This window comes from uncultured Phocaeicola sp. (assembly GCF_948499155.1).
Taxonomy (GTDB): Bacteria; Bacteroidota; Bacteroidia; order Bacteroidales; family Bacteroidaceae; genus Phocaeicola; species Phocaeicola faecalis.
Map to the genome: position 1 here is coordinate 20,062 of NZ_CAOOSE010000012.1, position 24,304 is coordinate 44,365.

The 24,304-nt window shown below is 44.7% G+C and carries 19 protein-coding genes; 14 read left to right on the forward strand and 5 right to left on the reverse strand.

Features of this window, described 5'->3' with window-relative positions; translation table 11 throughout:
• Nucleotides 1-40: 40 nt before the first annotated feature.
• Nucleotides 41-997: a 5-dehydro-4-deoxy-D-glucuronate isomerase gene (gene kduI, locus QYT14_RS10355; protein WP_288326050.1), complete on the forward strand. Its 957-nt coding sequence runs from the start codon at nucleotides 41-43 to the stop codon at nucleotides 995-997.
• Between the two features lie 229 nt (nucleotides 998-1,226).
• Nucleotides 1,227-2,702 carry an MFS transporter gene (locus QYT14_RS10360; RefSeq protein WP_288326052.1) on the forward strand — a complete coding sequence of 492 codons (1,476 nt, stop codon included), beginning with the start codon at nucleotides 1,227-1,229 and terminating at the stop codon, nucleotides 2,700-2,702.
• A gap of 111 nt (nucleotides 2,703-2,813) precedes the next feature.
• On the opposite strand, the gene QYT14_RS10365 is transcribed toward QYT14_RS10360, so the two are convergent.
• The 5 genes from QYT14_RS10365 to QYT14_RS10385 form a co-directional block, all read right to left on the reverse strand.
• Nucleotides 2,814-4,337 carry a M48 family metalloprotease gene (locus QYT14_RS10365; protein ID WP_288326054.1) on the reverse strand — a complete coding sequence of 508 codons (1,524 nt, stop codon included), beginning with the start codon at nucleotides 4,335-4,337 and terminating at the stop codon, nucleotides 2,814-2,816.
• 86 nt (nucleotides 4,338-4,423) lie between these two features.
• Nucleotides 4,424-7,753: an AAA domain-containing protein gene (locus tag QYT14_RS10370; protein ID WP_288326056.1), complete on the reverse strand. Its 3,330-nt coding sequence runs from the start codon at nucleotides 7,751-7,753 to the stop codon at nucleotides 4,424-4,426.
• Nucleotides 7,754-7,990: 237 nt separating this feature from the next.
• Nucleotides 7,991-8,554, reverse strand: a complete 564-nt coding sequence (locus tag QYT14_RS10375) for a DUF4858 domain-containing protein (RefSeq protein WP_288326058.1) — start codon at nucleotides 8,552-8,554, stop codon at nucleotides 7,991-7,993.
• Between the two features lie 88 nt (nucleotides 8,555-8,642).
• Entirely contained in the window at nucleotides 8,643-11,108 is a 2,466-nt protein-coding gene (locus QYT14_RS10380) for a bifunctional UDP-N-acetylmuramoyl-tripeptide:D-alanyl-D-alanine ligase/alanine racemase (protein WP_288326060.1), read from the reverse strand.
• Nucleotides 11,084-12,070 carry a GSCFA domain-containing protein gene (locus QYT14_RS10385; RefSeq protein WP_237039829.1) on the reverse strand — a complete coding sequence of 329 codons (987 nt, stop codon included), beginning with the start codon at nucleotides 12,068-12,070 and terminating at the stop codon, nucleotides 11,084-11,086. Before QYT14_RS10385 ends, QYT14_RS10380 begins: the two co-directional genes overlap by 25 nt.
• Nucleotides 12,071-12,162: 92 nt before the next feature.
• On the opposite strand from QYT14_RS10385, the gene dxs reads away from it, so the two are divergent.
• The 12 genes from dxs (at nucleotide 12,163) to nuoL (ending at nucleotide 24,279) form a co-directional block, all read left to right on the forward strand.
• Nucleotides 12,163-14,061 carry a 1-deoxy-D-xylulose-5-phosphate synthase gene (gene dxs / locus QYT14_RS10390; RefSeq protein ID WP_237039878.1) on the forward strand — a complete coding sequence of 633 codons (1,899 nt, stop codon included), beginning with the start codon at nucleotides 12,163-12,165 and terminating at the stop codon, nucleotides 14,059-14,061.
• Nucleotides 14,062-14,076: 15 nt separating this feature from the next.
• Nucleotides 14,077-15,417: a Trk system potassium transporter TrkA gene (trkA, locus tag QYT14_RS10395; RefSeq protein ID WP_237039830.1), complete on the forward strand. Its 1,341-nt coding sequence runs from the start codon at nucleotides 14,077-14,079 to the stop codon at nucleotides 15,415-15,417.
• Nucleotides 15,417-16,871 carry a TrkH family potassium uptake protein gene (locus QYT14_RS10400; RefSeq protein ID WP_288326063.1) on the forward strand — a complete coding sequence of 485 codons (1,455 nt, stop codon included), beginning with the start codon at nucleotides 15,417-15,419 and terminating at the stop codon, nucleotides 16,869-16,871. The genes trkA and QYT14_RS10400 overlap by 1 nt, the downstream gene beginning before the upstream one ends.
• Nucleotides 16,872-16,977: 106 nt before the next feature.
• Nucleotides 16,978-17,367, forward strand: coding sequence for a hypothetical protein (locus QYT14_RS10405; protein WP_288326066.1), 390 nt, complete (start codon nucleotides 16,978-16,980; stop codon nucleotides 17,365-17,367).
• 107 nt (nucleotides 17,368-17,474) lie between these two features.
• Nucleotides 17,475-17,825: an NADH-quinone oxidoreductase subunit A gene (locus QYT14_RS10410; protein WP_237039833.1), complete on the forward strand. Its 351-nt coding sequence runs from the start codon at nucleotides 17,475-17,477 to the stop codon at nucleotides 17,823-17,825.
• A complete protein-coding gene (locus QYT14_RS10415; RefSeq protein WP_288326068.1) occupies nucleotides 17,816-18,403 on the forward strand; it encodes an NADH-quinone oxidoreductase subunit B in 588 nt (195 codons plus the stop codon). The genes QYT14_RS10410 and QYT14_RS10415 overlap by 10 nt, the downstream gene beginning before the upstream one ends.
• A gap of 3 nt (nucleotides 18,404-18,406) precedes the next feature.
• Nucleotides 18,407-19,963 carry an NADH-quinone oxidoreductase subunit D gene (locus tag QYT14_RS10420; protein ID WP_288326070.1) on the forward strand — a complete coding sequence of 519 codons (1,557 nt, stop codon included), beginning with the start codon at nucleotides 18,407-18,409 and terminating at the stop codon, nucleotides 19,961-19,963.
• Nucleotides 19,964-19,992: 29 nt separating this feature from the next.
• Nucleotides 19,993-21,069: an NADH-quinone oxidoreductase subunit NuoH gene (gene nuoH, locus QYT14_RS10425; protein ID WP_237039836.1), complete on the forward strand. Its 1,077-nt coding sequence runs from the start codon at nucleotides 19,993-19,995 to the stop codon at nucleotides 21,067-21,069.
• Nucleotides 21,069-21,521 (forward strand): NADH-quinone oxidoreductase subunit I, encoded by a 453-nt coding sequence (locus QYT14_RS10430; protein ID WP_288326073.1) that lies wholly within the window; start codon nucleotides 21,069-21,071, stop codon nucleotides 21,519-21,521. The genes nuoH and QYT14_RS10430 overlap by 1 nt, the downstream gene beginning before the upstream one ends.
• A 15-nt stretch (nucleotides 21,522-21,536) precedes the next feature.
• Entirely contained in the window at nucleotides 21,537-22,040 is a 504-nt protein-coding gene (locus QYT14_RS10435; RefSeq protein WP_237039838.1) for an NADH-quinone oxidoreductase subunit J, read from the forward strand.
• 8 nt (nucleotides 22,041-22,048) lie between these two features.
• Nucleotides 22,049-22,357 carry an NADH-quinone oxidoreductase subunit NuoK gene (nuoK, locus tag QYT14_RS10440; protein WP_237039839.1) on the forward strand — a complete coding sequence of 103 codons (309 nt, stop codon included), beginning with the start codon at nucleotides 22,049-22,051 and terminating at the stop codon, nucleotides 22,355-22,357.
• Between the two features lie 2 nt (nucleotides 22,358-22,359).
• On the forward strand, nucleotides 22,360-24,279 hold the full coding sequence (gene nuoL / locus QYT14_RS10445; protein ID WP_288326077.1) for an NADH-quinone oxidoreductase subunit L: 1,920 nt from the start codon (nucleotides 22,360-22,362) through the stop codon (nucleotides 24,277-24,279).
• The last annotated feature ends 25 nt before the right edge of the window (nucleotides 24,280-24,304 follow it).

Below are 24,304 nucleotides of genomic sequence, written 5' to 3' on the forward strand. Positions count from 1 at the left end.
TAAAAACAGAAAATAAGATAACTAATAAATAAGAACGAAAATGAAAAAATTAGCAATTGCAATGATGCTGGGCGTGTCTGCTTTGGCAGCTTCAGCTCAAGTAAATTACAAGGTACAGACAGCTTGCCATCCGCAAGATGTAAAACACTATGATACAGAACGTCTGCGCAACTCGTTCATGATGGAGAAAGTAATGGCACCGGATGAAATCAATGTCACCTATACTCTCTACGACCGCCTCATTTATGGAGGTGCCATGCCTGTAAACAAAGTCCTGAGACTGGAAACATTCCGCGAACTGGGTCCGGAAATCACTTACTTCCTCGAACGCCGTGAACTGGGTGTGATTAATGTTGGCGGTGACGGTGTAGTCACTGTAGACGGTAAGGAATATCCCATGAAGTACAAAGAAGCACTTTATGTAGGGTGCGGCAACAAAGAGGTTACCTTTAAGAGTAACGATGCTACCAAACCGGCTAAATTCTATATCAACTCAGCACCGGCTTACAAGCCATACGTCACTCAGCTGATTACAACCGATGCCAAACTTCAAAAGGCAAACCCCAAGAAATATGCTTTGGCTATCTCTGACCACTACGGAAAAATGGAAGACAGTAACGACCGTATCGTAAACCAGTTGATTGTGAAAGATGTATTGGAAAGAGTAAAAGACGGTGGTACGAACCAATTGCAGATGGGACTTACCGAACTTGCTCCGGGTTCTGTATGGAATACCATGCCGGCACATACTCACACACGCCGTATGGAAGCCTATTATTACTTCAACCTGCCCGAAGGAAATGCTATCTGCCACTTAATGGGTGAACCCCAAGAAGAACGTCTGGTGTGGTTGCACAACGAACAGGCTATTACTTCTCCCGAATGGTCTATCCACGCAGCAGCAGGAACCAGCAATTATACCTTTATCTGGGGTATGGCAGGAGAAAACCTGAAGTATAGTGACAAGGATGAAATCAAATATACAGAAATGAAATAAGCGGATTCCACTCTCGTCCGATTCTCATTGATGTTTGTCATTCTGAATGTGATGAAGAGCTTTCATGATTATGATTGAGATTCTTCGCCGCTTTCGGAATGACAAACTTGTTTTTTAATCATTGTTGACCGAATAATACATAGTTTCTACCAATTTTTACATAGAAACCGGCACCAAAATACTTACTTTTGTACCATTAAGAAAAATATAATCTACTAAATCTATTATTATGAGTACATTTCAAAATGCCAGCGGGAAGATGACAAACTTCAGATGGATTATCTGTGCCATGTTATTCTTCGCCACTACTGTCAACTATCTGGACAGACAAGTATTGTCGTTGACCTGGAAAGATTTCATCGCTCCCGAGTTTCACTGGACAGATTCAAATTATGGAGATATCACGGCTATTTTCTCTATTGTATATGCAATAGCCAACTTATTTGCCGGACGTTTTATTGACTGGATGGGTACCAAGAAAGGTTATCTCTGGGCTATTGCCGTATGGTCAATAGGAGCTTGTCTGCATGCACTTTGTGGTTGGGCAACCGAGCATACACTAGGTATCCACAATGCGGAAGAAATGATTTCCGCCACCGGAGCCGTCGCTTCTACCATTGCCATCACCAGCGTATATTACTTTATTGCAGCACGCATCGTGCTTGGTGTAGGTGAGGCCGGAAACTTCCCTGCCGCCATTAAAGTGACAGCCGAATATTTCCCCAAGAAAGACCGCGCCTATTCCACTTCCATCTTTAATGCAGGAGCTACCGTAGGAGCTTTGGCTGCTCCCGTTACCATCCCGACTTTGGCACGTTACTTCCAGAGTATAGGTATCGGCAATGGTTGGGAGATGGCATTCGTTGTCATCGGCGGACTGGGCTTTATCTGGATGGGATGCTGGATGTTCCTTTATAAGAAGCCGGCAGCCAACCCACGCGTCAATGCAGCAGAACTCGAATATATCGAACAAGATAATAACAATGCAGACCAAACAGTGGAGCAACAGGCCAGCGCCAATGAATTCGACAACAAGAAAATTCCATTCTGGAAATGTTTCAAATTTCCTCAAACATGGGCAGTATTCATTGGAAAGTTTATGACTGACGGTGTGTGGTGGTTCTTCCTTTTCTGGACCCCTGCTTACATTTCAGATGTATATGGATTTGCTTCCGACACCGGTACGGCACAATTGTTGATTTTCGTTTTATATGCCATCACCATGTTATCTATCTATGGCGGCAAGCTTCCTACTATCATCATCAACAAGACCGGCAAGAACCCATATGCCGCCCGTATGCAGGCTATGTTTATCTTTGCCTTATTCCCTTTATTGGCCTTATTCGCACAGCCGCTTGGCAACTATTCCTATTGGTTTCCGATTGTTATTATCGGCATTGCGGGAGCAGCACACCAATCTTGGTCTGCCAATATTTATTCCGTTGTAGGCGATATGTTCCCCAAGAGCACCATTGCCACTATTGTAGGTATTGGCGGTATGGCAGGCGGTATCGGCTCATCCCTTATTAATATGGGGTCGGGCAGACTGTTCGATTATGCCGCACAGACCGGTATGAAGTTTATGGGATTCGAAGGAAAACCTGCCGGCTATTTCATTATCTTCTGCATCTGTGCAGTAGCCTACCTGCTGGGCTGGGTAATAATGAAAATACTAGTACCGAAATACAAACCTGTTGATGCCTAAAGTTCTGTCAGCCGGTTCATTATAACCCATATAAATTCCCCTGTCCCGAAGAATCGAAACAGGGGAATTTTCTGTTTAGTTTTAGTGTTGCGTTCTCTGATTTATAGCCTTTTACATAATATATGTCCTATCCAGTAGTTTCTCCGCCCAGGTATGTTCGCCGGCAATCCACTGTGAGTCTTCCTGACTGTGAGGTTGCTGATACATCCTGTTTAACAGTTCCTGATACTCATGCAACAAATTAACGGCATCCGCCTGTTTGTTTTCTCTGAGCAGCAATAATATCTTCATCTTACAGATATTCACATTCGTTATTTTAGATGTCTCATCCGCCTTATTCAGGTACTCCAGACATTCTGCATTGCTTTCTTTGCTATTAGACAATTTCATAATGCTGCGTGCCACCATCAGATAATCATCCGAACAGGCCATAGCATTATTTATATTCTTCATTGCCAAACGCCTTGATTCGTTATATTTCTTATTATAATCCATCATGCCTGCCTCATAGCTGACCACAGTAGAGGTTTTCTTTAAATAATTCCGGTCTTCAGCCAATGGGGTGAACTTACCCAGCTTCCCCACCCTTTCGGGCAAAGAACCATACGCACCGTACTTGGATAATACTTCCACATCTTTATTGCGCTGATAATATTGATTGATTTTATTCAAAGCAGAGATGACTGCCTCCTTATTCTTTTCCATCAGACTCATAAAGCTCATGGCCATACGGTCAGCCTCTTTCTCTTGTTTCTCCGAGTAATCCAGTCCCATACGGTTAGCGATATTATCATTAACCAATGCCTGAACTACATCATTTGTTGCAAAAATCAGTCCGGGAACATAATAATCATAACGATCATACAGATATTCCTCCGTAGCGGCAACCACTCCGTCCGCTACAGCTCCCCAAAACTGTGCACGCTTGGCACGGGCAATATTCTTGTTTACGGTGATAATGGCATGATCGAGCACATAATGGGCCACTTCACGACTCATTACAGCATACAGTTCCTCTTCACTGTCCAATGTAGTCAACATTCCCGTAGAAACCAGCAAGCAGTCATTTCCCAACATCAACATATCAGGAGCCGGAGATTTCAACACACGCACCAACGGAGTTCCGTCGCGCATTACTGCCATCTTTTCGGGTATGATACTCAACAGCATACATTGCAAATAATCCTCTATTGCGGCATCATCATAAAAGAGTTTGGCCTGCTCCAATTCTTTCATATAATCATCTGCTTCACGAGCCTGCTCTTTCCGCATTCCCTCTTGATAGCCTTTCTTCTCGTAATAAGAGATTAAATCATTTGATAACTGTGCTGTCTGCCAGAATGAATTCTTATCCGTGGCTTTGAGCGCTATCACACCCAATTCATTCACTGGAACACCTACCTGTATTCCATTGGCAACCACCACAGCCTGCAATTTGGACTCACCCTGTTCAGTCGGCCTTTTCAACTTGATAACACGCTGCAAAATACAAGAGGTGCCTTTCTTCACATCTTTATAGTCCTGCTTGAACTCACCCGGAATATTCAACATCGGACTCAATGGCCGGTTATTCTGCGAAAACATGATTCCGCATTCCAGCATTGCGACTAAAAGAAAAAGAATGTATCGTTTCATAGTGCCTTATTTTTAGAACACTACAAAAATAGGAAAGGGAAAAAATACAATAAAAGGAAAAGCCCTACAAACAGGTAGGGATTTCCCTAATTAATAGCCTGTATCAGACGGCGATATATCAGGTTATGGTTCAAAATATCGGGCACTCCCGTTATATACAACTGCTTTCGGGCACGCGTCAATGCCACATTTAATTTACGGTCTATCCATACTCCGTTCTCTTCCGTCAGGTTAGGCAAGAACTTCAACTGATAAAGGTAATTTACACAAAAAGAATAAATGATTACATCACGTTCACTTCCCTGATAACGCTCCACCGTATCCACTGATATTTCATTCAAAGCCGGTATCCCCAAAGACTGAATTTCTTTCCGAATCAATGCTATCTGACTACGATAAGGAGTGATAACCCCTAAAGTACGGTTAGTATCAAAACCCTCCTTATAAAGATGATACACATCAGCCGCCAATTGAGCGACAATACACGCTTCATTCCGGTTCGTCTTTCCCGAAACACTTTCCGTATCCCGCTCCGAAGGAATAAACCGAACCGGAGCATCAACATCTTCCAACTGATGCGGCAGTCCCAACGCCTCCAACTTTCCGGCATAAAACTCCCGATTAGGAAACAAGGCCACACCGGGATGCATACGTCCCTGGCGGCAAAGCATATCCACCGCCGGAGAATGTTCTTCCTGCAAATGAAAACGATAAAGCCGTTCAAAAAGAGAATCTTTCAGATTATAAAGTCCTATCCGCCGCAACTCTTCATCGTGCACTTCAGACTGTTCATTACTCTGCAACACAACAGCCGGCAACTGTTTATGATCACCAATCAGGATAAACTTTCCTATTCCGTTACGTCCGTCCTTAAACCGTGCACAAAGGACTCCCAGTAACTGAGGTTCCAATATTTGTGTAGCCTCATCAACAATTGCCACATCAAAATGCTTCAACTTGAACAGTTCCGATTTAGATGCAATTGATGCAACCGTTCCCACATAGATACGACAATCTGCCATACGGATGTTTACCTCCCGACGGTTGTTACATTCCGACAACACATTTTCCAACAAATGTTTGCGGAAACGCGCATCACAAGACAATTCACTTCCCACTCGTATGTAATCCACTTGCGGCCGGATGGAAGAAAGCGACTGGCATATCTCATCCACGGCCCGATTGGTGTAAGCCAACAATAGAATCTGCATCGAGGGACAAGCATAAAAATGCTCCACCATGCGCCTCAAAGCGCGAGACGTCTTTCCGGTTCCCGGAGGCCCCACCAACAAGAAATAATCACGGGCTGCCACCGCTTTCAGAGCTACCCGTTCAAAATCATCGGTCGCACAGGCTATTCTATTTTCATAAGCTGTATCAAAACGAGGAGGACGTTGTCCCAACAATAAATCCCTGCGCTCCGGATTCGCATCCATAAAAGAAGACAGCCCCAAATACATACTTCGGAAAGTGGTATCCATCGTATCATGCTCCACAGCATAACGGCTGTTTTCGGGAAACACCAACGGATTCCGTTGTGATGCCCGAAGGCGAATCCGCAACTCACTGTCAGTTATGGATTCTATATTTCCCTTAAACACCATTTTATTGGTCACGTTATCCGTATCTTTATTACGTTCATAAAGCACCACCACATCTCCATTACGGAAGTTGGGCAGAAAAGTTTCTTCATATTGAGGTATAGCCAACACAATAAAGGCTTTATGAGCCTGTGATGCACGGTTTTCAACAATGGCAAGATCATACAAAATCTCGCCGGCCTCCCGTTTTTCATCCAGCGTACTAAGCCATAAGGCAGAAGCACCTGTTCTGCTATCGCAATCCACATCCCCCGATTTAGAAGTATAAAGTTCTTTTGTAATAAAATTATAGAGCGTATAGAAATAGACACGTTCCAACGGAGTAAGCAAATCCAAACGCTCACCAAAACGAGAAATAGACGGTTTAAGATACTGCTCCCAAAACCGTCCTTGTAAGCCCTTCTGATTGAGTACAGAAGGATTGATTTGCGCCAACAGCTGTTGGGTGAACGAAGGATGATTATGCAACTGCACCCCATATTCCAAAGCAACAATACAGTTGCGCAGATTAATGATGCGCCGCACTTGCGCCCAAGACGCCCGTGCCGGATAAAGTAACGGATAACGAGTATATAATAAGTAAGGATGCATACGGCGACGGTCTTGCTCCATGCTATATTCCAACACCGCCATATAGAGCAACATCTGTACACGATTATTCTCTTTCGGTTCCATCCTGCCTTGCATGGAATATTCGTCCGCCTTGCCCGACTTCATTTCTATAAAGCTGCTCATGTCACGCTGCATATAGTCCAAACGCCCCTGAATGCCGAGTGCCTCACAAATATAAGAAGGTTCCAACACAGCATCGTTCTTATCAAGATTATATCCCGGTTGCATAAATGTCTCCTGCACTGTTTCACGGATATGTTCGAAATGCATTCTACAGTCTTGTGCGAACTCTTTCTCTTTTTGAGGATTCAAAAGCTCCTCACAAGCAGCCAGTTCGATAGGATACTGCCGGAAAGCCTTTCTCATACATTCAGTGTAATCGGGCTCTTCCTCTTCTGCATGTATCCATTCATCCAAAAACAGATTGGCAATGTTACCCAGCAATAAGGGACGGGCATTTTCAATAGGAACCAGGCGGCTCAGGAAATAATTGGCGGGATGGCTACCATAATCCTTATAACACTCCGCCAATGAACTGATATCCAATAAATAGTCAGGCTCAAGTACTATAAAAGAAGGAGTATAAACCCCATCATCATCGACGGTTACATCCAGCAAGTTCAATTGAGCATACCGCCAAAGTGCCTCCACCGTATCTTTAAACTCCTCATTTACACCAGACTTGTTATAATTCACCTTTACCGGTTCTTCTTCAAGCACATCTATCGGGCGAACATACAAATAGCTTTCATCAGCATATTCAAAGCACACCCGGATACGACGAATCCGGGCCTCTTTCGCCCTTTCCATCACAGCAATCACTTCCTGCTTAGGAAGCTGCACATAAAGTTTCAGCGGAATATCTTCATGAAAAATCTTCCGATAGGCATAAACCACGGCACGGAGGTCTCGCAAAAATTCCTGTTCGGACGGTTCCTTGCGATGATTCAGAATATCATTCGAAGTCAGACGGAATGTATGTAATTGATTCTGTTCCTTACCATCCAACGCAAATTGAGTGGACACATAATTAATACGGGCAGCCAAATCTGTAACTTGCAGACTTGTTCCCTGCATTTGCTGCCTCATCACCCGTTCCAATGCTTCACGTAACTGCCTGTAACGGTGTGTCAAAGGCTGTTCCTTTTCAACGACACACAGGTTATATAATTCTTCGTAATATTCTGCTATTTCTTCATTCATGCTTTTCTTGATTTGCTCTCACGAATACAAAGGTACTAAAATGAAAGCAAACCACCCTCTATACTCATCCGGAATCGTTAAGCAGATGAAGCAATTCCTTACTAAAGACTAAGGTCTTTTAAGCGGCAGATTATTACGTTCCACTATAATGGGACGTACGTTCTACTGTAGCAGGACTTAATAATCTACAGTACAAAATGGCTTAATAGAAAGGAAGAAAACGCTTAATCCTGTAAGCTAATATCCTTCCCACGACTTGGCTTCCTTGGTATTCTTTTCCTTAGCACGCATTTTTTTGCTAAATATGATGCCCAAGAGTTTATCTGCATTAAAAGTGGTGCTGATACCGGCTCCCACCATCAAAGCACTGGGAGTGAACTTTCCTGCCGATGCCGGTTCGAGCCGCGGATCATAACCAGCCAGATATTCCTTATTAAGCGGAATCTCCACATAAATCTTTTCTTCGTCAGGAGAATTAAAAGGACCGTAAGGCAACAGACGGATATACCCTTGGCCGTCAATCGTATCTATCTGAGAAATATAATAGCGGGGAAGTTCTGTCTCAAACTTCATATTCTTTTTAGGGAAAGGAGTGGACTTCATTTTCCACTTCTCCGGATTAAACAAGCGGTCTATCTCTTGTTGGGTTTCATCATCGATAACGATTTCCACCTGTCCGTTCAACAACTGTTGCAAACGCAATGAATCCTGTTTTGTCAATTGCCTTGACTCTCCTGTCTTCTGGGCAAAAGAAAAGAACGGCAAACACAAACATACTAAAAGGAAGAATATACGTTTCATGGCATTCCGTTTTTTGGTTATTTCCAAATATACAGAAAAGAAACGTAAATTCTTCCTTCTTCCCGGGATTATTGAGGTCGTTTTTTCGTTAATCCTGGTAATAAACTCTTTTCACCCGATTAGAGACACTTGTCAATATCTCGTAAGGAATTGTCTCCAGAATTTCAGCCAAGACCGTTACCGGTAAATCATCACCAAATATCACTGCCTTGTCCCCTTCTTTGCAGTCGATATCCGTCACATCTATCATGCACACATCCATACATATATTACCTACATACGGTGCTTTCTGTCCGTTCACCAAACAGTAAGCGTGTCCATTACCCAATTTACGGTTCAATCCGTCGGCATAGCCGATAGGAATGGCCGCTATGCGGGAATCACGCTCCAAATGCCCCTTCCGACTGTAGCCCACAGTCTCCTCTTTGGGTACATCGTGTATCTGGAGAATCGTTGTTTTCAACGTACTGACATTATGAATAATCTTATTGGTAAAAGGGTTCACACCATATAGCCCTATTCCCAGACGAACCATATCGAACTGCGCACCGGGATAACGCTCTATGCCCGCAGTATTACAGATATGGCGCAATATCTTATGCGGAAAAGCATCCTGCAACTCCTGTGATGCTTTTTCAAAAGTTTCTATCTGACGGCGCGTGAAGGAATCAAACTGTTCGGCATCACTTCCCACCAAGTGCGAAAATACGGAACGGGGAATGACAGCCGTCTGCTTTTTCAGACGCTCTATCAACTCCGGTATCTCATCCGGCGTAAAGCCGAGCCGATGCATACCGGTATCCAGTTTGATATGAATAGGGAAATTAGTCACTCCTTCTTTTTCGGCAGCTTTTATCAATTCATTCAATAAATGGAAACTATAAACTTCAGGTTCGAGCTTATAATCGAACATGGTTTTGAAGGCGGTCAATTCCGGATTCATAATAATGATGGAACTGGTTATACCGGCTTTTCTCAAGTCCGAACCTTCATCGGCAACCGCTACAGCCAAATAATCCACCCGATGGTCTTGAAGGGTCTTCGCTATCTCGTATGAACCGGCTCCATAAGCCGATGCCTTCACCATACACACCATCTTTGTCTCCGGTTTCAACTTACTACGATAATAATTCAGGTTATCAACCAATGCATTCAGATTTATTTCCAGAATCGTTTCATGTACTTTCAGCTCCAAACGATCCGAAATATCATCGAAATGGAAACTTCGTGAACCCTTTATCAAGACAACCTCATTACGCAAGTTGAACAATAGGTCAGACTTCAACAATTCTTCCGTGCTGTGAAAGAAATACTTCTCTATTTCAAAACGAGAAGAGGCTGTACGAATCTCATCACCTACCCCGATAATCTTTTCCACTCCACGGCTATGCACCAGTTCGGCCACCTGACGGTAAAGCAGTTTACTGCTTTGCCCCGTTTCAAGCATATCCGAAAGAATCAGCGTACGTCTCTTGCCTTTGTCTTCCGAGCGGCGTGACATAAAATCAAGTGCGATATCCAATGACGCCAAATCCGAATTGTAACTATCATTGATAATGACACAGCCATTCTTTCCTTCTTTCACCTCCAAACGCATCGCAATTTGTTCCAAATGCGCCATACGCTCTGCAATGTCTTCGGCAGGTACCATCATATATAAAGCCACCGCCAGACAATGCAATGAGTTTTCAATAGATGCATCATCAATAAACGGTATCTTATATTCATTCGGCATCCCCAAATAACGGTATTTAATAGTGGTGGAGTCCTCTCCTTTCCGAACAGACTCTATAAACAAAGGACGTTCATTGTCCTTCTTAGACCAGGCAATCTCACGCGAAGTAAAAAGAGACTTACTTACACAAGAACTGATAAGTTCATTATCACCATCATAGATAATCACATCACAGTCCTTAAAAAGTGTCAGCTTCTCCATACATTTCTCCTGAACAGAAAAAAAGTTCTCTTGATGTGCACCGCCGATATTTGTCAATATACCGATAGTAGGACGGATAATACTCTGCAAAGCCTCCATTTCACCCATCTCAGAAATACCGGCTTCAAAGATAGCCAACTGGGTTTCTTCATTCATCAACCACACAGAAAGCGGTACCCCAATCTGTGAATTATAACTGCGAGGAGAACGAGTAACCGCACGGTCGGGGCTGAGCAACTGATACAACCATTCTTTCACTACGGTTTTGCCGTTACTTCCGGTAATGCCGACCACCGGAATGAGGAACTGCTCCCTGTGTTTCTCCGCCAGCTTTTGCAACCCCTTTAACGGATTGGCTAATTGCAAAAAATTGGCATCGGCATAAACATCCTTGTTTTCAGGCAGTTCACTCACTACAAAATTACGCACTCCACGTTCATACAAATCGGGAATATACTTATGACCGTCATTACGTTTGGTTTTCAACGCGAAAAATAAAGTTTCTTCGGGAAAGCACAACGAACGGCTATCCGTTAAAATCCAATCAATCTGTGCATTGCGGTCACCAACACGTTTGGCACCCAAGACCTTTACTATATTTTCAATTGAGCTTGACATTGTTCTAATTCTTTTTGAAGTTCAAAATACGGGAACTTTTCTTTCATCCTGCTTATCTTTAACACTATTTGAGTTAAAAAACTACGGTATGCCTCTGAACCGGCATCGAAAGGTTTATGATTCAATCCTTTGCATATCTCTTCCCATTCTTTCATTATCTGCCGTGTCTGAGTACTGAAATAAGTATCTCCGAAGCACTCCCACAAATAAGATACGGCCACACGCGAAGGATGAAGCATATCGTCTGCATAAAAGCGGTAATCGCGAAGTTCATCCATCATAATCTCATAAGAAGGGAAATAATGACACATCGGAAAATGGCGTTGTAAAGTATCTACCGCCAATAAAAGGGTTGACTTACTTATCTGATTGCCATGCATACCATCTTTAGCGTGCCGGATGGGACTGACCGTGAACAGAACATTCAGACGAGGGTTCAATTCCCGCAAAGTTTTCAACAAGTTGAAATATTCGCTCACTATTTCTTCTACTGAAAGAAGCCTGCGAGTGAACAATTTATCCGGTTGTTTATGGCAGTTACCCACAATTGTCCCAGTCTCTTTCAGAGAATAGACCCATGCCGTCCCCCACGTTATCATCAGCCAGTCGGTTTGCGGCAATTCCATGGCAGCTCTCCCCAACCTGTCATTAATCCGCGACAGACATTCTTCTGCCGAATTGCCTGAAAAAGAGCTATGATGCATAAAACTATGCCAACCCGCCCTGTCGCAAAACAAATCCGCCTCATTATAAGTTTTATAAGAGAGAGTTTGACGGATAGCCTCTGCCACAGATAAAGGATTATATAGAATACCAAAAGGGTTCACATCACACCGAAACTTATTTGCCAGCAACAAATTTCCGATATTTTCGGCAAAACAGGAACCAAATAGCATAATTCGGTCAGAATGACGGATTTCTGTTTCCTTTTTAGGCAGTTCTACTTGCGTTCTGAAATTCATATCAATAAGAGTCTATCTAATTTTTAAGGACAAATGTAATCATAATACACATAATTATGCTATTTTTGCAAGATATTTATCATATCATAGGAATGGAACAGGATACTTCATATATGTTGCTGAAAAGTTTAGATACACCGGAAGATTTGCGCCGCTTAGGGGCAGACAAACTGCCCGAAGTATGTAAAGAGCTGAGGCAAAAAATAATAGATGAGCTCTCACGCAATCCGGGACACTTCGGTTCCAGTCTGGGAGTGGTAGAACTGACCGTAGCCTTACATTATGTATTTGACACTCCTTACGACCGCATTGTATGGGATGTAGGCCATCAGGCTTACGGCCATAAGATATTGACAGGCCGCAGGGATACATTCTGCACGAACCGCAAATTACACGGTCTGTGCCCTTTTCCATCTCCTCACGAAAGCGAGTATGACACTTTTACGTGCGGGCACGCTTCCAACTCCATTTCAGCTGCGCTCGGAATGGCTGTTGCAGCCAAGAAAAACGGTGAAAACAACCGCCATGTGGTGGCAGTCATCGGTGACGGCTCAATGAGTGGCGGTCTGGCATTCGAAGGGCTAAACAACGCTTCTTCTACTCCCAACAATCTCTTGATTATCCTGAATGATAACAATATGGCTATCGACCGCAGTGTGGGCGGGATGAAACAATATCTGCTAAACCTCCAGATGTCTGAAGGTTACAACAAGATACGATACAAGATTTCAAAAATGTTCCATAAGTGGGGCATACTGAACGAAGAGCGCCGGAAGAGCCTGATTCGCTTCAATAATAGTCTGAAATCCATGCTCGTACAGCAACAAAATGTGTTTGAGGGAATGAATATCCGCTATTTTGGTCCTATTGACGGGCACGATGTCAATAATCTGGCACGTGTCTTGAAAGAAATAAAAGACATGCAAGGCCCCAAGTTGCTCCATATCCATACCACTAAAGGCAAAGGATTTGGCCCGGCAGAAAAAGCTGCTACCATTTGGCATGCACCCGGCATCTTTGATAAGGAAACCGGAGAACGCATTGTGGTAGATACCGACGGACTTCCCCCTTTGTTTCAGGATGTATTTGGCAATACGCTATTGGAGCTGGCACAACAAAACGATAAAATAGTGGGAGTGACACCGGCAATGCCATCGGGCTGCTCTATGAATATATTAATGAAAGCAATGCCCGACCGTGGATTTGATGTAGGCATAGCAGAAGGTCATGCTGTTACCTTCTCCGGTGGTATGGCAAAAGACGGATTAATCCCATTCTGCAACATCTATTCGTCCTTCATGCAACGTGCATACGACAATGTCATCCACGATGTAGCCATTCAAAAGTTGAACGTCGTTCTTTGTCTGGACCGGGCGGGAATTGTGGGCGAGGACGGCCCTACCCATCATGGTGCATTCGACTTGGCATATATGCGCCCCATTCCTAATCTGACGGTGGCATCTCCTTACGACGAGCATGAGCTGCGCAATCTGATGTATACCGCACAACTTCCGGATAAAGGACCTTTTGTGATTCGTTACCCACGGGGAAGAGGAGTACTGGTGGATTGGAAATCTCCTTTTGAAGAAATTGAGATAGGCAAAGGACGAAAACTGAAAAACGGAAAAGATATAGCAGTCATCACCCTCGGTCCGATTGGCAATGTGGCACAAAAAACAATAGCCCGCGCTGAAGCTGAAAGCAAGATGAGCATCGCCCATTACGACCTGCGCTTCTTAAAGCCGTTGGACGAAGAGATGTTGCACGAAATAGGAAAGAACTTCCACCGGATAGTCACCATCGAAGACGGTGTGCTGAAAGGTGGAATGGGCAGCGCTATTCTGGAGTTTATGGCAGACAACGGATACACTCCCACTGTCCGCCGCATCGGTTTGCCGGATAAATTTGTAGAACACGGTCCGGTGAAAGACCTGCATCGTTTATGCGGTATGGATGAAGAAGGTATTTACAAGGTATTGGTATCATTCTAAAAGAGAAAGATAAAAATGAAGATTATTATTGCAGGAGCCGGAGCCGTAGGCACCCATCTGGCAAAACTGCTTTCAGGTGAAAAACAAGATATTATCCTGATGGATGAGAACGAGGAGAAGTTGAGTAAATTGGATTCCAACTTCGACTTGATGACAGTCAATGCATCCCCGACTTCCATTTCCGGCCTGAAGAATGCCGGGGTAGCGGGAGCCGATCTCTTTATCGGTGTCATGCCGGAGGAAAGCCGCAACATGACAGCATGTATGCTGGCTACTAACCTAGGTGCCAAAAAGACTGTAGCCCGTATTGACAACTACGAATATCTATTACCCAAACATAAGGAATTCTTTTCACACCTAGGGGTTCATTCACTAATCTATCCCGAAATGCTGGCTGCAAAAGAAATTGTAGACGCCATCAAGATGAGCTGGATTCGCCAATGGTGGGAGTTCTGCGGCGGTGCACTGGTGTTGATTGGTACAAAGATGCGTGAAACGGCAGAAATCCTGAATGTGCCTCTGCACGAACTGGGCGGACGCAATATTCCATTCCACATTGTAGCGATTAAAAGAGGCAATGAAACGATTATCCCACGCGGAGATGACACCATCAAACTACATGACATTGTTTATTTTACCACTACCAAGAAATATATTCCTTATATCCGTAAAATAGCCGGAAAAGAAAATTACGCAGATGTGCGTAACGTAATGATTATGGGAGGCAGCCGCATAGCCGTCCGTACGACTCAATACGTACCTGAATACATGCAGGTAAAAATCATCGAAAACGATATCAACCGTTGCAATCGCCTGACCGAAGTGGTAGACGATAAAGTAATGATTATCAATGGAGACGGTCGGGATATGGATTTGCTGTTGGAAGAAGGTCTTCGCAATACTGAGGCCTTTGTAGCGTTGACAGACAATTCGGAAACAAATATCCTGGCATGCCTTGCAGCCAAAAGAATGGGCGTAACCAAAACCGTTGCAGAGGTGGAAAACATTGATTATATCAGTATGGCAGAAAGTTTGGATATCGGTACGGTCATCAATAAAAAGATGATTGCTGCCAGTCATATTTACCAAATGATGCTGGACGCCGACGTATCCAATGTAAAATGCCTGACTTTTGCCAATGCCGATGTTGCTGAATTTACGGTAAAAGCCGGTTCACGCATTACCAAAGATACCATTAAAGACATGGGGCTTCCCAAAGGAGTGACCATCGGCGGCCTGATTCGAAATGGAGAAGGTATCTTGGTAACAGGTAATACAATCATCCAGCCGGAAGACCATGTAGTGGTATTCTGTTTGGGGATGATGATTAAGAAAGCTGAAAAATTCTTCAACTGATGATTAACTCTAAAATGATATGCAAAATCATGGGCTCTCTTTTCTTTATTGAAGCGGGCTTCCTGATTTTATGCGCATTGCTTGCCATATATTATAAAGAAGCAGATTTAACTGCATTCCTTTCTTCGGCCGCCATCACAGCAGGGGCCGGTATTGTCTTCTCCCTCTTCGGAAAGAATGCCGAAAGGAAAATCAGCCGTCGCGACGGCTATGTAGTAGTATCCCTTGCTTGGATTTTCTTCTCCCTGTTCGGAATGTTGCCGTTTTATCTGAGTGGACATATTCCCAACATCACTGATGCGTTTTTTGAAACCATGTCGGGATTCACCACTACCGGAGCCAGCATTTTGGATAATATCGAATCATTGCCCCACGGGTTACTTTTCTGGCGAAGTATGACCCAATGGATCGGAGGGCTGGGAATTGTATTCTTTACCATTGCCGTACTACCCATTTTCGGAGTAGGCGGTGTGCAGTTATTTGCAGCCGAAGCTACAGGACCTACCCATGACAAAGTACATCCCCGCATCGGTGTCACCGCCAAATGGATTTGGAGCATCTATCTGGGACTGACCATAACGGAAGTATTCTTACTATTGCTGGGCGGAATGAATCTGTTCGACAGTGTGTGCCATTCATTGACAACTACTGCTACAGGAGGATACTCCACCAAGCAAAACAGCATTGCCGCTTTTCATTCTCCTTATATAGAATATGTAATCACGCTTTTCATGTTCTTGTCGGGTATCAACTTTACCCTGCTGTTTCTATTCTTCCTGAAAGGAAAGTTCAAACGGCTGATTGAGAATACCGAGTTTCATTGGTATCTGGGTACTGTAGGCTGTTTTACCCTGTTCACCACCATTACACTGGTCATTACCAGTCCGATGGGAGTGGAAGAATCATTCCGAAAAGCTATTTTTCAAGTAGTCTCCTTACAGACCACCACCGGATTTATTTCTGCAGATTACATGACCTGGGTGCCGGTACTGTGGACATTAATGTGTATCATCATGTTCTTCGGAGCATGTGCAGGTTCCACTTCCGGAGGTATAAAATGTATTCGTATTGCCATCATGAGCCGTGTATCAAAGAATGAGTTCAAGCGAATCATCCATCCCAATGCAGTTCTGCCGGTCCGTATCAACCGTCAGGTGATTTCTGCCACAACCAAATCGGCTATACTGGCATTTACCTTCCTTTATATAACTATTGTCTTTATAGGGTGGCTATTGCTTATGATGTTGGGAGTAGGATTTGAAGAAGCATACAGTGTCGTGATTTCCAGCTTAGGCAATGTCGGCCCGGGCATAGGCAAGTGCGGACCTTCTTATTCGTGGAGCGGATTGCCCGATATAGCCAAATGGATTAGTGCATTACTCATGCTCATCGGCCGTTTGGAATTATTTACCGTCCTATTGTTGTTTACTCCCGGATTTTGGAAGAAACACTAAGAAGTACGGAAGTCGCTTCACCTATGGAAAGAGAAAAAAAACAATTTATAATGATAAAATTCCAAATTTATGGCTAACTTTGTGACCTCTAAATAAAATCATCATTATGAACAATATACTGAAGATATTTATTTCTCTTTTGTTTTCCCTGCTCTTGATGACAATAGTGGGACAAGAAGAGTGTACTTCAGTGACGAGTTCATCTCCCCAGAAATCAAGTATAACCTCTTCTTATCAGCAAACACAAAGTCCGTGTAAAAAGACCATGGATTTCCTGTTTATCAACCGTTTTGCTGATATGCCACAAGTAGCAATAGCTCTTGACAATCCGGATTTGACTTCAAAATCCAAATGTGCTCTCCGTCTGCTTGCGACACTGAATGATTTCTGGAAACAGGAGCTACAAACAAACAACATACATTTTCATTCATTCATTTCCCATTACTCGCATGCCGTGGATTACTATATCTATGCACTACGGCGAATCATTATTTAATTTTATACATTCAGGTCAAAGGCCCAAACAAAGTATCTTACATTAAGCGTTATGTAAGCAGGCTTTGCATTCAATCACATTTTGTCTAATCACAAAAAAGTTTAGATATGTATTTTACATTATTAGTTGTCGTTATCCTGACGGCAATCGCACTAGTTGCCGTGGCTTTGGGCATTGCCCGTGCCATATCCCCCCGTTCGTACAACCCGCAAAAAGGGGAGGCTTATGAATGTGGTATCCCCACGCGCGGACAGTCATGGATGCAGTTCAAGGTAGGTTACTATCTGTTTGCTATCCTATTTCTTATGTTTGATGTTGAAACGGTATTTCTTTTTCCGTGGGCGGCAGTCGTTCAGGACTTAGGAGTATACGGTTTAGTCAGTATCCTCTTCTTTATTGTAGTACTCGTATTAGGTCTGGCATACGCCTGGAAGAAAGGAGCATTGGAATGGAAATAAAGAAACCGGTCATAAAATCTATCCCTTATGAAGATTTCAAAGATAATGAGTATCTGGAGAACATGGTCAAGCAACTTAATGAAGGAGGTACCAAAGTACTTGTCGGTTGTTTGGACGACCTCATCAACTGGGGACGCAGCAACTCGCTGTGGCCGCTTACCTTTGCAACCAGTTGCTGTGGAATCGAGTTTATGGCAGTCGGTGCTGCCCGGTATGACTTTGCCCGTTTTGGGTTTGAAGTAGCCCGTGCCAGTCCGCGACAAGCAGATATGATTATGGTAGCCGGAACCATCACACACAAAATGGCACCGGTATTAAAACGACTTTATGACCAAATGGCAGACCCTAAATATGTGATTGCAGTGGGCGGATGCGCCATCAGTGGAGGTCCGTTCAAGAAGTCATACCATGTGCTGAACGGAGTTGACAAGATATTACCGGTGGACGTATATATCCCCGGATGCCCTCCACGGCCCGAAGCCTTATTATACGGCATGATACAACTGCAACGTAAAGTAAAACTGGAAAAATTCTTTGGCGGAGTGAACCGCAAGGAAGAAGAACCACGAAAGGAATAACTTATGGATGATATTATCAAAATAGAGCCCAACGAACTCCGCACCGAGATGCAAAAGCTACGCGCGGAAGGCTATGACTTTATGCGTTCGCTCACCGGCATGGACTGGGGAGAAGATGGACTGGGAGTAGTCTACCATCTGGAAAAGACAACTACCGGAGAGAATAAAGTAATCAAAACCGCTACTACTAACCGTGAGAAAGCTGAATTGCCCACTGTCTGCGATATTTGGAAAGGCGCAGAATTCAACGAACGTGAGGTATATGATTACTTCGGCATCCGTTTTGTGGGACATCCCGATATGCGCCGCTTGTTCCTGCGCGAGGACTGGGTGGGCTATCCGCTCCGCAAAGATTATGACGAAAGCCTCAACCCGCTGCGAATGACCAACGAAGAGCCGGTCGACACTACCCAATATATGGAAGTGCAGCATGACGGCAGCGTAATTGAAAAACGAGAAACCATCTTCGACGAAGATGAATACATTATTAATATAGGCCCGCAACACCCGGCAACTCACGGAGTGCTCCGCTTCCGCGTATCACTGGAAGGTGAGATTATAAAGAAACTGGATGTACACTGTGGATATATCCACCGTGGTATCGAAAAGATGTGCGAAAGCCTGACCTACCCCCAAACACTCGCCTTGACCGACCGTCTGGACTATCTGGGCGCACATCAAAACCGCCATGCACTCTGTATGTGTATCGAAAAGGCAATGGGCGTGGAAGTGAGTGAACGGGTACAGTATATCCGTACCATCATGGACGAGCTACAACGCATTGATTCACATTTATTGTTTTTTTCCTGCCTGTGCATGGACTTGGGAGCGCTGACGGCCTTCTTTTATGGATTCCGTGACCGCGAAAAGATTTTGGACATCTTCGAAGCAACTACCGGAGGCCGCTTAATCCAAAATTATAATACCATCGGTGGTGTGCAGGCCGATATCGCACCGGACTTTGTACAAAAGGTAAAAGACTTTATCGCTTACCTCCGCCCCACGCTAAAGGAGTATCACGAAGTCTTCACCGGCAATGTCATCGCACAGGAGCGCATGAAAGGCGTAGGAGTGCTCACCCGCGAAGACGCCATCTCTTTTGGTGCAACCGGAGGAACAGGACGCGCCAGCGGTTGGGCTTGCGACACCCGCAAACGCCACCCCTACTCCATGTATGACAAAGTAGACTTCAAGGAAATTATCCATACCGAAGGCGATTCATTTGCACGCTATATGGTGCGCATGGAAGAAATTATGGAAAGTATGAACATCATCGAACAATTGATAGACAATATTCCTGAAGGAACATTCCAACAAAAGATGAAACCGATTATCCGTGTGCCCGAAGGTTCTTATTATGCTGCAGTGGAAGGCAGCCGTGGAGAGTTCGGCGTCTTTTTGGAAAGTCGTGGAGACAAATATCCTTACCGCTTGAAGTTCCGTGCTACCGGACTGCCATTGGTTTCGGCAATGGAAACCATGTGCCGCGGTGCCAAGATAGCCGACCTGATTGCCATCGGCGGAACGGTGGACTACGTGGTACCGGACATAGACAGATAAGATTAATAATAAACGAAACAAAATAATATATGTTTGATTTTAGTATAGTAACCCAATGGATACACTCGATGCTTACTTCCTTCATGCCCGAAGGGTTGGCCGTATTTATAGAGTGTGTAGCTATCGGTGTATGCATCATGCTTGCCTACGCAGTGATTGCTATCATTATGATATTCATGGAACGCAAGGTCTGTGCAGCATTCCAGTGTCGCCTAGGGCCGATGCGTGTAGGACCTTGGGGCACAATACAGGTCTTTGCCGATGTATTCAAAATGTTGATAAAAGAAATCATCACCATCCGTCACGCCGACAATTTCCTTTATAACCTCGCTCCCTATATTGTGATACTGGCATCTATCCTGTCATTCAGTTGCCTGCCCTTCAGCAAAGGAATGGAAGTACTCGACTTCAATGTCGGTATCTTTTTCCTGATGGCAGCCTCCAGTATCGGTGTGGTAGGTATCCTGCTTGCCGGATGGAGTTCCAACAACAAATACTCACTAATCGGTGCCATGCGAAGCGGTGCACAGATGATTAGTTATGAACTGTCTGTCGGACTGAGTATCCTCACTATTGTCGTATTGACCGATACCATGCAACTTTCAGAAATAGTAGAACGTCAGGCCGACGGCTGGTTCCTTTTCAAAGGACATATCCCGGCAATGATTGCCTTCATCATCTATCTGATAGCCGGTAATGCAGAAGTAAACCGTGGTCCGTTCGACTTACCCGAAGCCGAAAGTGAGTTGACGGCCGGATATCACACCGAATATTCGGGAATGCACTTCGGGTTATTCTATGTGGCAGAGTTCGTCAATCTGTTCATTATTGCCGGGGTAGCCACCACCATTTTTCTGGGCGGCTGGATGCCGTTGCATATTCCCGGTTTGGACAGCTTCAATGCTATAATGGACTATATTCCCGGATTTGTATGGTTCTTTGCAAAGTCATTCTTTATTGTCTGGCTGCTAATGTGGATAAAGTGGACTTTCCCGCGTCTGCGTATCGACCAGATTCTTACACTGGAATGGAAATATCTGGTACCGATAGGTCTTTGCAATTTGTTGCTGATGGTTATTATTGTTGTATTTAAATTGCATTTCTAATGAAAGAAGAAAAACGTTCATATATAGGAGGACTGTTACACGGTATCGGTACACTACTCACCGGAATGAAAATCACCGGACGAGAATTTTTCACACCGAAAGTGACCGAGCAGTATCCCGAGAACCGTGCTACACTGGAAATCTCTCCCCGCTTCCGTGGTCGCCTCATCATGCCGGTCGATGAAGACGGAAACAATAAATGTATTGCCTGCGGACTGTGCCAGATGGCCTGTCCCAACGACACCATTCATATCACCAGCGAGACACAGACTGATGAAGAAACAGGCAAGAAGAAAAAAATATTGGTGAGATATGAATATGACTTGGGCGCCTGTATGTTCTGTCAACTCTGCGTCAATGCGTGTCCGCACGATGCCATCCGCTTCGATACGGAGTTTGAAAATGCCGTGTTTGACCGCAGTAAATTGGTTCTCACCTTGAATAAGAAATAAAAAACAAACGATATTATGACACTACAACTAATTGTATTCATTGTGCTGGCATTGTTTATCGCTGTCTGTTCAGTATTGGCAGTCACCACATCACGCATCCTGCGTGCGGCGACCTATCTGCTGTTTGTGCTATTCGGAACGGCAGGCATTTACTTCCAGCTCAATTATTCGTTTTTAGGAGCCGTCCAATTACTGATTTATGCCGGCGGCATCACGGTACTGTATGTTTTCAGTATTCTGCTTACCTCCTCACAAGGAGACAAGTCCGAACGGCTGAAAAACGGAAAGATGGTGGCAGGAGCTGTTTCCACCCTTGCCGGGCTGGGCATCTGCCTGTTTGTTATGTTGAAAAACGAGTTTCTCCCCTCCCACTTCACTCCCGGCGAACTGCATGTGCAGACCATCGGCCACACATTGATGGGAATGGGGAAATATCAATATGTACTGCCTTTCGAAGTAATCAGCATATTGCTGCTGGCTTGCATTGTGGGAGGTATAATGATTGCACGTAAAAGATAAGTTTGACTATGGTACACATGGAATATTACCTGGTGGTTTCCACCTTTATGATGTTTGCAGGCATCTATGGTTTCTTTACCCGCCGCAACCTGCTTGCCATGCTGATTAGTGTGGAACTGATTTTGAACTCCGTCGATATCAACTTCGCCGTGTTCAACCGCTACCTCTTCCCCGACGAACTGGAAGGAGTGTTCTTCGCCCTGTTCGCCATCGGAGTGAGTGCTGCGGAAACAGCGGTAGCTATTGCCATCATCATCAATATCTATCGTAACATCCGAAACATACAAGTGAAGAACTTAAACGAAATGAAAAATTAATTATGGAATATACAATTCTAATCCTCATCCTTCCTTTTCTCAGTTTTCTAATACTGGGACTGGCAGGTATGCGCATGAAGAACAGCGTGACAGGTGCCATCGGCACAGCTTCACTGGCAGGGGTGGCATTGCTTTCCTACCTCACCGCCTTCCACTATTTCACAGGCGGCCGTACGGCAGCAGGCACCTTCCCCACCCTCATGCCCTATAACATTGAATGGTTACCGTTCACAACCGACCTTCATATCAACATGGGCATCTTGCTCGACCCTATTTCCATCATGATGTTGGTTGTGATTTCTACCGTATCACTGATGGTACACATCTACTCCTTCGGCTATATGAAAGGTGAAAAAGGCTTTCAACGCTATTATGCTTTTCTGAGTCTGTTCACCATGTCAATGCTGGGGCTGGTAGTAGCAACCAATATTTTCCAAATGTACATCTTTTGGGAATTGGTAGGTGTCAGTTCTTATCTGCTCATTGGTTTCTATTATACCAAGAAAGAAGCCATTGCAGCCAGTAAGAAAGCATTTATCGTCACCCGTTTTGCCGACCTCGGATTTCTTATCGGTATCCTTATCTACGGCTACTATGCAGAAACATTCTCTTTCACACCGGCAGCAAGCACCTTGGTTGCGGCAGGAACAATGATTCCATTGGCACTGGGACTGATGTTTGTCGGCGGAGCCGGAAAGAGTGCCATGTTTCCATTACACATCTGGCTGCCCGATGCCATGGAAGGCCCTACTCCGGTCAGCGCCCTGATTCATGCCGCTACCATGGTAGTAGCCGGTGTATATCTGATAGCCCGCATGTTCCCATTGTTCATCGGTTATGCTCCCGAAGTGCTCCATTGGACAGCCTACATCGGTGCTTTCACGGCATTCTACGCTGCCAGTGTAGCTTGTGTGCAAAGCGATATCAAACGCGTACTGGCTTTCTCCACCATCTCGCAGATAGGTTTTATGATTGTAGCCTTGGGCGTTTGCACCTCGATGAATCCCCACGAAGGAGGATTGGGCTACATGGCTTCCATGTTCCATCTGTTCACCCACGCCATGTTCAAGGCATTACTCTTCTTGGGAGCAGGATGCATCATTCATGCCGTACACAGCAATGAAATGAGCGCGATGGGCGGGTTGCGCAAATACATGCCCGTCACCCACATCACTTTCCTGATAGCCTGTCTTGCCATTTCGGGCATTTGGCCTTTCTCGGGCTTTTTCTCCAAAGACGAAATTCTGACCGCCTGCTTCCAGTTCAGCCCGGCGATGGGATGGATTATGACGGGTATTGCCGCCATGACCGCATTCTATATGTTCCGCCTTTATTATTGTATTTTCTGGAATGGAGAATGGAAAGGACAAACACCCACCGTAGGGGCGGACCCATGTGTCCGCCCGGAAACGCATACCCCGCATGAAGCTCCATTAACTATGACCTTCCCCTTGATGTTCCTGGCTGCCGTAACCTGTGTGGCCGGATTCATCCCCTTCGGTGATTTAATCAGCAGCAATGGAGAAGCCTACACCATCCATCTGGATATGCAGGTGGCCACAACGAGCATCATTATTGCACTGCTGTCCATCGGCCTTGCCACATGGATGTATGCAGGTTCCAAACAGCCTGTTGCCGACAAGCTGGCACGCACTTTCAGTCGTTTACACACAGCTGCCTATCACCGCTTCTACATGGACGAAGTCTGGATGTTCTTCACCAAGAAGATTGTATTCCGGTGCATCAGCACTCCGATAGCCTGGTGGGACCGTCACGTCATCGACCAGTTCTTCAACTTCACCGCCTGGAGCACTCATGCCACAGCCGACGAAATACGCGATATGCAAAGCGGAAATGTGCAGCAATACAGTATTTGGTTTCTGGCAGGAGCCCTGATACTGACGCTGATACTATTAGTTTAACCAGCCAAACGAATAATTAAGTATA